We start from the raw sequence: 13,854 nt of genomic DNA, 5'->3' as shown, positions 1-13,854 counted from the left end.
GATCAGGCTGGGCCGACCCAGCTCTGGTTGCGGGTTCCGACGCAGTCGTAGATCTGTAGCCGGCGGCCGTTGGTGAAGACGGCCTCCGGTAGGTCGAGGCAGCGGCCGGAGGCTTGGTTGACGAGGGTGCCGAAGTTGCCTCGGGTCCATTTCTGGTTGCTGGCGCCTGAGCAGGCTGCGACGCGGACCAAGGTCAGGTTGGCTGTCTGGCCGGGTGGTACCTCCATGCAGACGCCTGCGGTGGTGAGCGAACCGAGACTGTCTAGAGTCCAGGTCTGGTTGGAGTTTGCCAGGCAGGTCCATAGCTGGACGTTGCCGCTGGCAACATCGCGGTCGACGCACATGTCTTGGCGGGTGGTCGAGGCGATGGCGCTGGCTGGAGCCGAGCCCGGAGGAGCGGGCGTCCAGGTTGAGGCGATGGGGGAGACGCTGAGCGAAGTGAGCGTGACCGTGCCACCGACGGCGTACAGGCGAAGCCCGCGACTCGTGGGGGAGGAGTCGAAGGCGACGTTGTCGCTCACGACGGTCTTGCCGCCGTTGCCGAAGACCTCTAGTTGGCCGCGGTCCACGAGGAGCCGGATCGTGACCTGATTCGCGATCGGTGGCATCGATACGCCGTACAGGGTCTGAGCGCCGACGCTGTACGCCACGGTGCGATCGCTCGATCCGTCCGAGCGCGCGTGCAGGCGGAATCCGAACTCCGACGCGGTCAAACCCGTGAGGTCGAACTGTGCGTTGATCTCGTAGGTGTCGGCGGAGATGCCGGTGAGTGGATCGGTCGTTGGATCCGTGGTGATCGTGCGCGTTCCCCAGGTCTGCGTGGACGTGCGGATGGTCGAGATCTCGCTGACTGGATTGCGGGTGAGGCGGATGCCCTCCGGATAGGTCTTCAGGGCGAGCTCGACTGGGAACGACGCGTTGCCGGTCCAGGTCACACCGGCGTTGCTCGGCTGCCAGCCCAGTTGGACGACGCGGCCGTTCGGTAGTTGGTTGAAGGTCTGGGGCGCGTACCAGGTGGACGGCGGGAAGGCTGCGCCGGAGACTCCCCATTCCATCCGTTGCGGGGTCGCCCAGTCCGAGACGAAGAGGCCGTTCGCGTCGAGTGAGCCGATGACGTACTCGCCGCTGGCATCTTGAAGGACCCACTTCTGGGCGTTGGAGTTTCCGTCGACCGGCAGCTGGTAGAGGTCAGGACACTCGACGAACCAGCTAGCCGAGTAGACGCCGCGATAGGTCCAGTTGAGCAGGTTTGTGGAGGTGTAGAAGGCGGCGCCGGTCCCGGCCCGGAACGTGACGAGCTCCCAGCGGTTGTGCTGCGGGTCCCATTGCACCTTGGGGTCGCGGCTCTCGACCGGGTCGGTGATGACCTTCGCGCCCCCGTTGTACATCTGGAAGGTCTTCGCCCCGTCGGTCGAGTACGCGATGCTGACGCCCTCGGTGTTGGTGAACAACAGGATCGGGTCGTCGGTCCCGACCTTCAGGCCGGTCACGTTGTTCACGTCGACCCAGCCCGCGCCCGACCAGAGATTGCCGTTGTGCACACCTGGTTCGAGGGAGATCGGTTGCTGCGTCCAATGCACCAGGTCCGTGCTCGTCGCGTGTCCCCAATGCACCGCGGCGTCCCAGCCGAGCCCGTGCGGGTTGTGCTGGAAGAACAGGTGGTACACACCGCGGTAGTACAGCGGAGCGTTGATGTCGTTCATGAACCCGTTCTGCGGGCTGAAGTGGAACTGACCGCGGAGCGGCTCGGTGTAGTCGGTGGCGGCGTACGGGTACTCCGGATAGTCGGCGGGGGAGCCGGCCACGGCGGCCGTCGTACCGGTGAAGGCGAGGACCCAGGCCAGGAACAGGGCGACCCGCCTCATGGCGTGGCCCGGAACCCGTACGTCGCTCCACTCAGCGCCTGGAATTCCGCCGCCGTACCGTTGTCGAGGACCTTCGTGTTGACCGTCGATCCGTCCAGGACAACCGTCCGTACGGCGACGTTCGCCACCGTGTGATTCGTGGCGACGTAGTTGTTGCTCCCCGACTTCACCAGGACCATCGTCGGGGTCGCTCCGGACGGCGTGATGTTCGCCGGCGGGACGTCGTACGAGAAGTGGTTGCCGACCACCGTGTTGCCGCTGCCGTTGACGTGTACCAGGCCGTTCAGGTCGTCGAGCCCGTTGTTGAAGCCGGTCATCGCGGGGAACGACTCGAGGTTCCGAAGGAAGTGGTTCGACCCGATCAGGTTGTTGTGGCAGGCGCCTTCGAACTGGATCATCCCCGGGTAGAAGGCGTGCAGGCGGTTCGCGGTGATCGTGTTGTTCGTGCAGGTCTTCAGGTGTACCGAGCTCTTGCCGCGGGGGAAGATGTTGTTGCCGGAGACAATCAGGCCGAAGTGGTTCTCGGCGAAGATCGTGAAGCCGACATAGCCGGCGCCGAGCAGGTTGTCGTTGACCATACTGGCCTGTCCGGAGCCGGTGAGCTCGATGCAGTTGCCGTTCTCGCAGACGAAGTTGCCGGTGATGTGCAGGGCGTCGGCATCGGTGATCACGATCCCGCGCTCGAGGTAGACCAGGCCCATCCCGGTGATCCGCAGCGAGTCGGTGGCGGTGGCCGATCGGATCCCGATCTTGCCGTTGCGGTAGCTGTTCTGGTTCGGCGTGAACGACAGGCCGTCCAGGCAGAAGTCCAGCAGTTCGATCGAGCTGAGCCGGGGGTCGCCGCTGCGGCTGATCAGGATGGCCTCGGTGTTCCCGTCGGTGTTCTCGACCCGGATCCGGCTGCCGCCCGGCCAGATCTCGTGCCAGCCGGAGGTGTTGCCGGCGTTGTAGCGGATGCTCGACGACGTGAAGCCGTGGCCGGATCCCTTGAGCTGCAGGTAGCTGATGTCGATGACGATCCGGGTCTTCAGCGAGTAGTCGCCGGGCGGGATGTAGATGACCGCGCCGGGCTTGGAGGCCTGGTTCGGCTGGTTGGTCTTGATGTCGGCGATGATGCTGTTCACGATCGCGCCGATGTCCGTGTAGGCGGTGGTCGCCGGGCTGCCGGGGATGGTCCAGGTGGTGACGTCGTAGATCGTCGAAGGCATGGTCTTCCTTTCGTCTTCGTCAGGTGAGGTCAGAGCACGCCGAGGAGCGTGCGGTGCGGTCGCGGTGCCGGCGCCGCAGCTGCGGCGACAGCCCCAGCGCGCGCCGTACTCGGCAGCTGGCTTGCGACGGTCGCGGCGGCCGCGGCGGCGAGGAAGACTCGGCGCGACAGGCGTGGGTCGGCAGGGGTGGAGGAGGTCATGGCGGCTCCTTCGCGAGATGCCAAAAGGTTTTGGCAGAGCTGAATTGATCCGAAGGTAGGACCGCGGCCAGGCGGCGGCAAGGTCGTCGGAGCTGCCAAAAAGTTTGGCAACTGTTTGGCGGAATTTTGGCGTTGACCGAGCGGCCCCGGCGGACGAACACTTGCCGCCAAGACGTTTTGCCAAAACGTTTAATCACTGCCTGGAAGGAGTCGGAGCATGAAGCTTCGCAGGACCGCGATAGCCGGCATCGCCGTGGCGACGAGTGTGATCCTGGCGGTCGCCGGATGCGGGGCCGGCGGCAGCTCGGAAGGAGCCGCCGGCAAGCTCACCGTCCTGGTGGAGGGTGGCGGCAAGGCCGAGCTCCAGCCGGTCGCCGACCTCTACCAGAAGGAGACCGGTACGACGGTCGAGCTGGTCGAGCTGCCGTACGACGGTCTCTACGACCGCATCCAGACCGAACTCGGCTCGGGGAAGACGTCGTTCGATGTCGCAGCGCTCGACGCCATCTGGCTGAGCGCCTTCTCGGGTGGTGTCTCGCCCCTCGACGACCTGTTCACCGACGACGTGAAGCGTGACCTGTTCCCGGGCCTGGTGACCGAGGCGCAGGTCGGCGGTTCGTACGTCGGGATGCCGGTCTGGACGAATTCCGAGATCCTCTACTACCGGACCGACCTGTTCGGCGACGCGAAGGAGAAGGCGGCGTTCCAGGCGAAGTACGGGTACCCGCTGGTGCCGCCGACCACGTGGAAGCAGTACAAGGACGTGGCCGAGTTCTTCACGCGTGACACGAACGGCGACGGCCAGACCGACATCTACGGCACCGATGTGAAGGGTGCGGTCGAGACGGAGTGGCTGGCCACGGTTGCGCAGGCCGGTGAGAAGACGATGGTTCTCGATCCGGCGAGCGGAAGGGTCACCATCGACGACGCGGATCACCTTGCTGCGTTGAACTTCTACACGAGTCTGTTGCCCTCGGCACCGCCCGGCGCCGCGCAGCTCGACTGGGCCGGCTCGCAGAACCTCTTCTACCAGGGCAAGCTCGCGATGATGCGCTTCTGGGGACACGCCTACACCCAGACCCCGGCCAACGCAGCCGTCAAGGGCAAGATCGGCGTCGCGCCGATGATCGCGGGACCGGGCGGCATCGCCGGCGTACCGGGTGCCTGGTACTTGTCGGTGCCCAAGGCAACCAGTAAGCAAGCCGAGGCGAAGAAGTTCGTTGCTTTCGCCTATGCGCACAACGACCTGTCGATCAAGACGTCGCTGGGCTTGGTCTCTCGGATCTCGGCGTTCGAATCGCAGGCCGGTGTCGCTGGTCACGAGAACTACCCGGCCATCCTCGCGACTCTGAAGTCGCCCGCCACGGCCGCGCGGCCGGCCACCCCGAAGTGGCAGGAGATCGTCACCTCGGTGCTGACGCCGATGCTGCAGAAGGCGGTCGCCAAGGGTGCGGACAACGCGGCCCTACTGAAACAGGCGAAGACTCAGATCGAAGCGATCGTCAAGTAAGGACACGTCTGTGCGCCTCACCGACCGCCGGTTCGCTCTCCTCCTGATCGCTCCGGCCGCCCTGTTCCTGACCGCCTTCGTGGCCTGGCCACTGCTCAGATTCGTCTCGAATGCGTTCTACGAGATCTCGCCGATCGCCGGCGGCCCGCGAACGTTCGTGGGCTTTGAGAACTTCGCTACCGCGTTCGCTTCGACCGCGTTCCAAGGAGCGGCGCTGCGGACGATCGTTTACACGCTCATCGTGGTCGCGCTCGAGTTCGCCTTCGGGCTGGCCGTGGCGCTGGTGTTCGCGGCGCTCGGTAGCCGGTCGGCGGTGTTCCGGACAGTGTTCATGTACCCGCTCATGGTCGCCCCGGTGGTGGCCGGCCTGCTGTGGCGATTCCTGCTCATCGACAACTTCGGCATCCTCAACGAGCTGCTGCGCCGCGTCGGGTTGCTGAACAGCACAGACCAGATCGCCTGGCTGAGCAATCCCGATATCGCGTTGTTCTCGGTGGCGCTGCCGGACATCTGGCTGACGACTTCGTTCATCACGCTCGTACTCTTCGCGGGACTGCAGAACGTGCCTGGTGACGTCATCGAGGCTGCCCGGATCGACGGCGTACGGTTCCCGACACTGTTGTTCCGGATCATCCTGCCGCTGCTGCGACCGGTGATCGCGGTGGCGCTGATCGTCCGCGGTATCGATGCGGCGCGCGCGTTCGACATCATCCTGATCCAGACCAACGGCGGGCCACAGGACAGTACGACGACCTTGAGCCTGCTGATCTATCGCACGATGACGCGCAACGGCGATCCCGGCCTGGCCAGCGCCATGGGCACGGTCTATCTGATCGGCATGCTCGTGGTCGCCGCAGTCGCGATCTTCGCCATCTGGCGGCCGGGCGGTGATCAGGCATGAACGGTCTCGAGACTCGTCGCCGTACGACGCGCGTCATCCTGTGGGTCGCACTGTTCGCAGCACTGGTGCTGTACGGATTCCCGTTCGTCTACCTGCTGCTGACGTCGTTCAAGACACCGCTCGACGCGATCGCCGTACCGCCTCACGTGCTGCCGTCGCAGTGGACGCTCGACAACTACGTCGCGGCGCTCAGCAAGGAGGGCGTCGTACCGGCGCTGATCAACAGCGTCGCAACCGCAGTGCTCAGTACGGCGTTCTCCCTCGCCCTCGGGGTTCCGGCGGCGTACGCGATCACCCGCTACCGGACGCCGAGCGGCCGCGTGTTCGTGGTCGCCGCGCTGGTCACGCGGATGGTGCCGACGATCGCGGTCGGGGCGCCGCTGGTCGAGACGATGCGGCGACTCGGCATCTCGGACACCACGATCGGTTTGGCGATCGCCCACACGACGATCTCGCTGCCGCTGTCGATCTGGCTGATGTCGAGCTTCTTCGAGGCGGTCCCGGTCGAGCTGGAAGAGGCCGCGAAGGTCGACGGCAGCGATCGGATCCAGGCGCTGCGACACGTCGTACTGCCGGTCGTGTCCGGCGGGTTGGCGGTCACCGCCATCTTCGCCTTCCTCGCGTCCTGGAACGAGTTCCTGTTCGCGCTGCTGCTCACCTCGGTGCGGGCGCAGACCACGCCGATCGTGATCGCCAACTTCCAGACCCAGTTCGGCCTCGACTGGGGCGGGATGACCGCGCTCTCGGCGGTCTACTCGGTCCCCGTCATCCTGCTCACTCTCGCGCTCCAGCGGCACATCGTCGCGGGGCTGACCCTCGGCGCCGTCAAGGGCTGACAACCACACAACCATCGGAGACGATATGGAATTCTGGCAACCGAACAGCCCGCTCGGCGGCCTGGCCCACGTGAAGTCCGGCCGGTCGCGCCGCGAGTCGAGCTGGGACCGCACCGGCGGCAACCGGGACTTCGCCGTGGTGCCCGCGGGGGAGACGTTCGTGATCGCCGACATCGCCGGCGCGGGTCGCATCGAGCACATCTGGCTGACCACCCGGTGTTACTCGGAGAAGTACCTGCGGAAGCTCGTCATCGAGATGTTCTGGGACGGGGAGGAGAACCCGAGCGTCCGCGCGCCGCTCGGCGACTTCTTCGGCGTCGGGCACGCGGTCGCGAAGCACTACATCTCACTTCCGCTGAACGCCGTGTTCGGTCCGCGGCGGGGTCCGAAGGGGCCGTTCGCGGCCGCGATGAACAGCTACTTCCCGATGCCGTTCGGCAGCCACGCGAAGATCCAGATCCGCAACGAGAGCGACCAGCCGATCGAGAACCTCTTCTACTACGTCGACTACGAGCTCAGCGAGGAGCCGATCCCGGACGACGTCGCGCGGTTCCACGCGTACTACCGCCAGGAGAAGCCGGCGACCGCCGTACAGCATGCGAGCAATCTCGAGAATCCGGCGCCATGGGACCTGCCGGGGACGAACCTGACCGGGGACGAGAACTACGTGATCCTCGATGCGACCGGCACGGGGCATTACGTTGGCTGCGTGCTCAGCATCGACAACTTCGACGCCTCCAACCAGGTGTTCACCTGGCCGGGGGAGGGCGACGACATGTTCTTCATCGACGGGGAGGTGTGGCCGCCGTCGTTGCACGGGACCGGTACGGAGGACTACTTCGGTGCGGCGTGGGGATTCCCGAGTGGCGAGTATGCCGGTCCGTACCACGGCATCACGCTCGGTGCGAGCCCGCAGGAGCATTTCGGACTGTGGAGCATGTTCCGCTGGCACATCGAGGACCCGGTCCGGTTCCAGAAGAGCCTGCGGGTGTCGATCGAGCACGGACACGCCAACGATCAGGGGAACGACTACTCGAGCGTCGCCTACTGGTACCAGTTGGGTGAGCACGCGCCGCACGCCGAGCTGCCACCGGTCGACGAGCGGCTACCGCGACGATGGCCGGAGCACGGCCTTTGGGACGAGTAATGCCGGACGAGGATGGGGTTGTGCCGAAGGTTGGAATCCGGGACGTCGCCCGCGCCGCGGGTGTGTCCGTCACGACGGTGTCGCATGTGCTGAACGAGACTCCGCACACGCGGACGAGTGAGGCGACCCGGGACCGGGTGCGGTCGGTTGCCCGGGACCTGGGGTACACCCCGAACCGGTTGGCCCGCGGACTGCGGACGCGTGCGTCGGACATGATCGGGCTGCTCACCGAGGAGATCGCGACCACCCCGCACGCCGGCCGGATCATCCTCGGCGCGCAGGAGGAAGCGAGCCGGCACAACCTCACCCTCGCGATCATCAACTCGCATCTCGACGCCGGCGCGGACGCCCGCCGCGCCGACGCCCGGGCGCTGATCGAGCGGCAGGTCGACGGCATCATCTACGCCACCGTGTTCCATCACGAGGTGTCGGTACCGCGGGAGTTGCGCGCGGTACCGGCGGTGTTGATAGGAGCCCTGGACCGGCAGGGCGTCGTACCGGCTGTGTTGCCGGACGAGGCCAGCGGGGCGGCGGATCTCGTTGCCCTGCTGGTCGATGCGGGGCATCGGCGGATCGCGTTCGCGGACTCGAGTATCGAGGTTCCGGCCACGCAGGGTCGGCTGGTCGGGTACCTGCGCGGTCTCGAGCAGGCGGGGATTCCGCGGGACGATCGGCTGATCACTGCGGGGGTTTCGGAGGCGGGTGGTGGATACTCGACCAGCCTCGAGCTGCTCGACCGAGACGATCGGCCGACGGCGATCTTCTGTTACAACGACCGGATGGCGATGGGTGCGTACCGCGCGGCCCAGGAGCTCGGGCTGCGGATTCCCGATGATGTGTCGATCGTCGGCTTCGACGACCAGGCGCCGATCGCGGCCAGTGTCCACCCGGCGCTCACCACTGTCGCGCTGCCGCACTACGAGATGGGTGCCTGGGCGGTGGCCACGTTGACCCGGCTCATTCAGAGCAGCAGCACGTCGTGGTACCGGTCGACGCACCCGACCTTGCTTCCGTGTCCGGTGGTCGTCCGCGAGTCAGTTGCCCAGAACAACCAATGACAGTGAGGGTTGAGATGCGTCCGCGATTTCACTTCACCGCGCCGAGCGGCTGGATCAACGATCCGCACGGCATCACCTACCGCGACGGCCAGTACCACCTGTTCTACCAACACGTCCCGGACAGTTTGGAGTGGGCGCCCAATTGCCACTGGGGACATGCTTTGTCCTCGGACCTGTTCCTATTTGAGGCCCAGCCGATCGCGATCGCGCCGGGCGACGGCGACGACGGGATCTGGACCGGCTGTCTGGTGAGCGACAGGATCTTCTACACGTCCGTCGAGCAGCCGGACCTCGGCCGCGGACGAGTCCGGGTCGCGACTCCGCTCGACGCGGAATGGATCAACTGGCAGAAGGGCGAGGTGGTGGCCGAGACGCCGGCCGACGTCTCGGCGTACCGCGATCCGTTCGTCTTCCGCGACGGCAGCCAGTGGCGGATGTGGGTCGGCGCCGCCCTCAAGGACGACAGCGCCGCAGCCCTCTCGTACGTATCCGACGACCTCGACCACTGGACGTACGACGGCATCGCCTTGCAGCGCTCCCGTCAGGACCGAGACCCCGTGTGGACCGGCGCCATGTGGGAGTGCCCACAACTCCTCGAGCTCGACGGCCGGCACGTGATGATCACCTCGGTCTGGGACGACGACGTACTGCACTACGTCGCCTACGCGATCGGCGACCACCGCGCCGGCAAGTTCCACCCCGAAACCTGGGGCCGCCTGACCTTCGGCGACAGCCACTACGCCCCGACGTACTTCCAAGACGCCACCGGCCGCCCCTGCCTGACGTTCTGGCTGCGAAACATCGCCGACCCGGAGGCAGGCTGGACGGGTGCCCACAGCATCCCCTACGTCCTTCACCTCGACGCCGACCGCCTAGTCGCAACCCCGCACCCCGGCCTAACGGCATACCACTCAACCAACACCCAACTCCAAGGCCCAGCCGCCGACCTCACCTGGACCGGCACCAACCTCACCATCTCTTCCGGCCCCCACCCCGTAGCCACCATCAGCACGACCCCAACCGACCTGACCCTCCGAGTAGACGAAGAGTCCTGGACGATGCCGTACGACGCCGGCCCGGTGCGCGTCATCCTCGACGGCCCAATCCTCGAGGTCGCGACCGGTTCCGGCCTGATGGCAGCCGCGATCACCCCAACAACCGACGTACTGTCCATAACCGCCGACGGAGACCTGCACCACCTCTCATCCCTGGAACACGACTGACAGCCGGACACCCGTCCCACTAGGTGGTCCGGGGGTTTCGGGGCGGTGGGCGGGGGTGTCACCATGCGAGGGTTGGTATACCAGGAGGCGCGTTCCGTTCGATGAGCCTTGCCAGTTATCCCGCGGTGACGGTTACTGCGATCGCGATGTCGCAGGAACGGGACGAGCTGCGTGGTATCAGTCGCGTACAGTGGGCGGCTCCTCACGGTGGGTTGGAAGACAGCTCGATCGACGACGTCATCCGCTGGATCGAGCACAGTGCCGGTATCGCCTACGTCCGCGCGCCGGACGGGGGTCGTGGACCGCGCATCCGCGTTGTTGACGCGAATCCGCAGCGGTACATCAGGAGCAACCCGGACGACGAAGCGGCCGACGCGCTGCTGACCTTGCCGCGCCTTGACCGCGTCACACCTCCCACTCGACCGTCCAGGTCCCGCCGGGCCGTTCGCCAGCCAGCTTGGCCCTGGAGCATCGCAAGGCGACCCGGACCTGCTACCTAGCCAGACCTGATCACCGCCTGTGAGTTGACTCATAGGACGTCACAAAGCGGCGGGCCGCGGGGTCATGTGGGTAGCTGCGGATTGCAGCTGAGGGCTCTGTGGCGGGAGGTCGGCTGATGCGCCGCTGGTTGGACGGGTTGCGGGGGAGGGTTTTCCCCGATCACTGGTCGTTGTTGTTCGGGCAGATCGCGTTCTACAGCTTCGTGATGGTGACGATCAGCGGCTTGGTGCTGATGGTGCCGTACGAGCCGTCACTCGATCCGGTCGTGTACGACGGTCCGTACGCGCCACTGCGTGGGGTGACCATGTCGCGGGCGCTGGACTCAACGCTGGCGATCAGCTTCGAGATGCGCGCGGGGTTGCTGGTGCGGCAGGTTCACCACTGGGCGTCGCTGCTGATGGTGGCCGCGATCATGCTGCACCTCTTGCGCCTGTTCTTCACCGGTGGATTCCGCCGGCCGCGGCGTACGAGCTGGGTTGTCGTGTTCACGCTGTTCCTGGTGATGCTGGGCGCAGCCCTCACCGGTACGTCGCTCCCGGACGACATGCTGTCGGGATCGAGTCTCGCGGTCCTCGACGGCGTGGTGAAGTCGATCCCGTTCATCGGCGCGGAGATCTCCTCATTGATGTTCGGCGGCCAGTTCCCCGGCGACGTACTCGCGCTCTTCTACCCACTGCACGTGTACGTGCTCCCCGCCGTCATGGTCGGGCTCTTCATTGCCCTCGCGGTCCTCGCACTCAAGCACCGGCCCGCGCAGTTCGAGGGCCCCGGCCGGACCAACGACAACATCGTCGGCCGCCCGGCTGTCGTCGCCGCCGTGAAGGGCGCCGGTCTGTTCGCGTTCGTGGCCGGCATCTCGCTGCTGATGGGTGCCACGGCAACCATCAACCCGATCTGGATGTACGGACCGGCCGACCCCGCGGACGCCTCGGCCGGCATCGGCCCGGCTTGGTACCTCGCATTCCTGGACGGCGCGCTGCGGCTCGCCCCGGGGTGGGAGGTCGAGCTGTGGGGGAGGACCCTCACCCTCGCCATCCTGCTCCCGGTTGCCCTCTGCACCCTGTTCTTCATCGTGCTCGCGGCGTACCCGTTCATCGAGGACTGGATCCTCGGCGATCGCAAGGACCAGAACCTCCTCGAACGCCCCCGCAACAACCCGACCCGCACCGGCATCGGCGTGGCCGGCATCGTCTTCTACGGCGTCCTCTGGGCAGCCGCCGGCGCCGACACCCTCGCGCTCACCTTCCACCGCTCGTTCAACATGCTCATCCACCTCTTCCAGGTGCTGCTCATCATCGGCCCGCCGATCGCGCTGGTGATCACCCGCCGCATCTGCATCGGCCTGGAGCGAGCCGACCTGGACCTCGCCGAACACGGAGTGGAGACCGGCCGAGTCGTTCGCCTACCCAACGGCGGCTACGTCGAGGACCATCGCACCCTCACCCCCTACCGCCGCTGGGCCCTCGCCGGCCACACCCACGCCGTACCGGAACCTCCAACAGGCTTCAGAATCTCCCTGGTACGGCGCCTCCGCTTCCGCCTAGCAACGCTTTTCGACGCCCCCTCGCACCCCAGGTAGTCGGGTCGACCTTCACGGAACGAGTTTCCATTCTTGTGATCCGTCCGTGGTCGCGTTCTGCAGCGTCAGCGGTGCGCCGGCCGCCGAGCCGGTGAGGTAGACGGCCGGGTTGGCCGCGGACTGGAACTTGTAGTAGCCGTTCGTCGTCGCGACCAGTTTCCACAGGCCGGCTGTGATGTCGTCGACCCACTGGCCGATTCCCTGACCGACCGTCGCATTGCCGGTCCAGATGGCCGCCGCGCGACCACCTGACTTGTTGAGCAGGGTCGCGGCGCCGTCCGCTTTGGTGACCAGGTGCCAGTACTGCGTGTCGGCGTTGGCCGCGGTTCCCGAGGTCTCGAGCCGGACGTCGGGTGTGTTGCCGTTGCCGATGTCGGCGTCATTGGTGTGGTTGCCGGTGCCGATGACTTGGCCGGTCTTGCGGTTCGACACCTTGGAGTACGTGCCGGTGGAACGGCCGAAGTCGACATCGGCGTACACGATCTTCGACGTACCGGTGTTGCCGAGGATCGCGATCCGTCCGGTGCTCTGGACGTAGGTGAGGTTCCGGCTGTAGCCGGACGGCATCGTGGTCCGGTACTGCGTCCACACGCCGTTGCTGTTGCCGGTGGGGTTGATCCAGACATCTCCGCTGCCGGCGGCGTTGTAGAGCAGTCGTCCGTCCGGTGTGCGGATCAGCACGGGGCTTCCGCCCCAGGACAAGCCGCGCGAACCGGGGGCGAACGGCAACGGTCCCTGCTGGCCGTCGGCGCGGCTGATCTCCTGGCCGACGGGGTCGCCGTCGGCGAAGAACTTCAGCGGATCCGAGGCGAGCTTGAACCGGACATTGGCGCCACCACCCCAGTATTCGTAGGTGAGCATCCATTGGCCGTCGGTGGTCCGGACGACGTTGGGCATCCCCGGCCGGCCGCCGCCGAGCCCGTTCTTGCCGCCGCCCATCGGCACCGTCGTACCGGCGACATCGACGACGGCGGAGCTCCAGGCAGCGCTGATGCCGTTCCAGGTGCGATGCGCGATGACCTGACAGTGGCAGTCGGTGGCCGTGGCGTTGGCGGGGTCGAGCGTGAGCGCACCCGTCGTGGGGTTGAAGCTCGTGTAGTCGTTCTCGTCGGAGTAGTAGGCGACGAGTTGCCCGTTGTAGACCATCAGGTACGGCTCCCACACGGGATCGACCTGACGGAAGGTGTTGGCTGCGGCGATGTTGGTTCCGGTCGCACCGGCGCTGCCGCCCTGCCACCCGCCGGTGGTGATGATGTTGACGAAGCTCCAGCTCGCACCCTGGTTCGTACTCTTGAACAAGGCGATGGCGAGGTCCTTGCGATCGCCGTCGTTGTTGGGTGTCCAGTTCGGGTCAGCCGCTTTGTGCTCCGTGTAGTAGGCGTCCTCTCCCGACACCACGGAGGCCAGCACCAGGGTGCCGGCGGACAGGCTCCCGACTGCCTGGGGAAGCGTGTAGAGATACGGGTTGGTCCAGTTGCTGACGTACTTCGAGTTCGCCGGGGGTGCGACCTCGCTGAGGTACTGCCAGGTTGTTCCGGCGTCGTCGCTCTTGTAGATCGGCAGCGTCTGGCCGGTGGCCGCACCGCTGGCCGGTACGACGGTGGACTTCTCGAAGGCGGCGACCAGGCGCCCACTGGGCAGCTGGGCGGCCTTGGGATAGATGGCGCAGTTCCCACGGCCTTTGAGGCAGGGCTGCGTGCTCGGCAGTTGGTAGATCGTGCCCATTGTCGGGCTGTAGGCAGTCGCCGTCACCAGCGGCAGTCCCACCAGCCCGAGCAGGGTGATCAGCAGAATCGACAGTCTTCTCCTACGCACACCGCTCTCCT

At 66.3% G+C, this 13,854-nt stretch carries 11 protein-coding genes; 7 read left to right on the top strand and 4 right to left on the bottom strand.

Going from position 1 to position 13,854, the window contains the following annotated elements:
* Nucleotides 1–2 precede the first annotated feature (2 nt).
* The 3 genes from ACFTSF_RS11740 to ACFTSF_RS11730 are packed head-to-tail and all read right to left on the bottom strand — an operon-like array spanning nucleotide 3 to nucleotide 3,273.
* Nucleotides 3–1,865 carry a ricin-type beta-trefoil lectin domain protein gene (locus ACFTSF_RS11740; RefSeq protein ID WP_380153793.1) on the bottom strand — a complete coding sequence of 621 codons (1,863 nt, stop codon included), beginning with the start codon at nucleotides 1,863–1,865 and terminating at the stop codon, nucleotides 3–5.
* Entirely contained in the window at nucleotides 1,862–3,073 is a 1,212-nt protein-coding gene (locus tag ACFTSF_RS11735) for a NosD domain-containing protein (RefSeq protein ID WP_380153792.1), read from the bottom strand. Before ACFTSF_RS11735 ends, ACFTSF_RS11740 begins: the two co-directional genes overlap by 4 nt.
* A gap of 29 nt (nucleotides 3,074–3,102) precedes the next feature.
* Entirely contained in the window at nucleotides 3,103–3,273 is a 171-nt protein-coding gene (locus ACFTSF_RS11730; RefSeq protein ID WP_380153791.1) for a hypothetical protein, read from the bottom strand.
* 217 nt (nucleotides 3,274–3,490) lie between these two features.
* Here ACFTSF_RS11730 and ACFTSF_RS11725 point away from each other — a divergent pair, with 217 nt between their 5' ends.
* The 7 genes from ACFTSF_RS11725 to ACFTSF_RS11695 all read left to right on the top strand — a co-directional run bounded on the left by ACFTSF_RS11725 (nucleotide 3,491) and on the right by ACFTSF_RS11695 (nucleotide 12,028).
* A complete protein-coding gene (locus ACFTSF_RS11725) occupies nucleotides 3,491–4,783 on the top strand; it encodes an ABC transporter substrate-binding protein (RefSeq protein WP_380153790.1) in 1,293 nt (430 codons plus the stop codon).
* 10 nt (nucleotides 4,784–4,793) lie between these two features.
* The gene (locus ACFTSF_RS11720; RefSeq protein ID WP_344163560.1) at nucleotides 4,794–5,684 is read left to right on the top strand and encodes a sugar ABC transporter permease; all 891 of its coding nucleotides are present in this window, start codon (nucleotides 4,794–4,796) and stop codon (nucleotides 5,682–5,684) included.
* On the top strand, nucleotides 5,681–6,520 hold the full coding sequence (locus ACFTSF_RS11715; RefSeq protein ID WP_380153789.1) for a carbohydrate ABC transporter permease: 840 nt from the start codon (nucleotides 5,681–5,683) through the stop codon (nucleotides 6,518–6,520). The genes ACFTSF_RS11720 and ACFTSF_RS11715 overlap by 4 nt, the downstream gene beginning before the upstream one ends.
* A 25-nt stretch (nucleotides 6,521–6,545) precedes the next feature.
* Entirely contained in the window at nucleotides 6,546–7,667 is a 1,122-nt protein-coding gene (locus ACFTSF_RS11710; protein ID WP_380153788.1) for a glycoside hydrolase family 172 protein, read from the top strand.
* Between the two features lie 20 nt (nucleotides 7,668–7,687).
* Nucleotides 7,688–8,725 carry a LacI family DNA-binding transcriptional regulator gene (locus tag ACFTSF_RS11705; protein ID WP_380153787.1) on the top strand — a complete coding sequence of 346 codons (1,038 nt, stop codon included), beginning with the start codon at nucleotides 7,688–7,690 and terminating at the stop codon, nucleotides 8,723–8,725.
* Between the two features lie 14 nt (nucleotides 8,726–8,739).
* Entirely contained in the window at nucleotides 8,740–9,948 is a 1,209-nt protein-coding gene (locus ACFTSF_RS11700) for a glycoside hydrolase family 32 protein (protein ID WP_380153786.1), read from the top strand.
* Between the two features lie 616 nt (nucleotides 9,949–10,564).
* Nucleotides 10,565–12,028, top strand: a complete 1,464-nt coding sequence (locus ACFTSF_RS11695) for a cytochrome bc complex cytochrome b subunit (RefSeq protein ID WP_380153785.1) — start codon at nucleotides 10,565–10,567, stop codon at nucleotides 12,026–12,028.
* Between the two features lie 12 nt (nucleotides 12,029–12,040).
* Here the strand turns inward: ACFTSF_RS11695 and ACFTSF_RS11690 are convergent, their stop codons facing one another.
* The gene (locus ACFTSF_RS11690) at nucleotides 12,041–13,843 is read right to left on the bottom strand and encodes an RICIN domain-containing protein (RefSeq protein WP_380153784.1); all 1,803 of its coding nucleotides are present in this window, start codon (nucleotides 13,841–13,843) and stop codon (nucleotides 12,041–12,043) included.
* Nucleotides 13,844–13,854 lie beyond the last annotated feature (11 nt).

Source organism: Kribbella sp. NPDC056951 (assembly GCF_042674205.1).
GTDB lineage: Bacteria > Actinomycetota > Actinomycetes > Propionibacteriales > Kribbellaceae > Kribbella > Kribbella yunnanensis.
Note: the sequence above shows the minus strand (reverse complement) of the source record. Positions and strands in the feature narration are given on the sequence as shown.

Excerpts from the sequence above, each read along its gene's own strand:
- ACFTSF_RS11740 (WP_380153793.1), bottom strand. The coding sequence starts at position 1,865 with ATGAGGCGGGTCGCCCTGTTCCTGGCCTGGGTCCTCGCCTTCACCGGT.
- ACFTSF_RS11735 (WP_380153792.1), bottom strand. The coding sequence starts at position 3,073 with ATGCCTTCGACGATCTACGACGTCACCACCTGGACCATCCCCGGCAGC.
- ACFTSF_RS11730 (WP_380153791.1), bottom strand. The coding sequence starts at position 3,273 with ATGACCTCCTCCACCCCTGCCGACCCACGCCTGTCGCGCCGAGTCTTC.
- ACFTSF_RS11725 (WP_380153790.1), top strand. The coding sequence starts at position 3,491 with ATGAAGCTTCGCAGGACCGCGATAGCCGGCATCGCCGTGGCGACGAGT.
- ACFTSF_RS11715 (WP_380153789.1), top strand. The coding sequence starts at position 5,681 with ATGAACGGTCTCGAGACTCGTCGCCGTACGACGCGCGTCATCCTGTGG.
- ACFTSF_RS11710 (WP_380153788.1), top strand. The coding sequence starts at position 6,546 with ATGGAATTCTGGCAACCGAACAGCCCGCTCGGCGGCCTGGCCCACGTG.
- ACFTSF_RS11700 (WP_380153786.1), top strand. The coding sequence starts at position 8,740 with ATGCGTCCGCGATTTCACTTCACCGCGCCGAGCGGCTGGATCAACGAT.
- ACFTSF_RS11695 (WP_380153785.1), top strand. The coding sequence starts at position 10,565 with ATGCGCCGCTGGTTGGACGGGTTGCGGGGGAGGGTTTTCCCCGATCAC.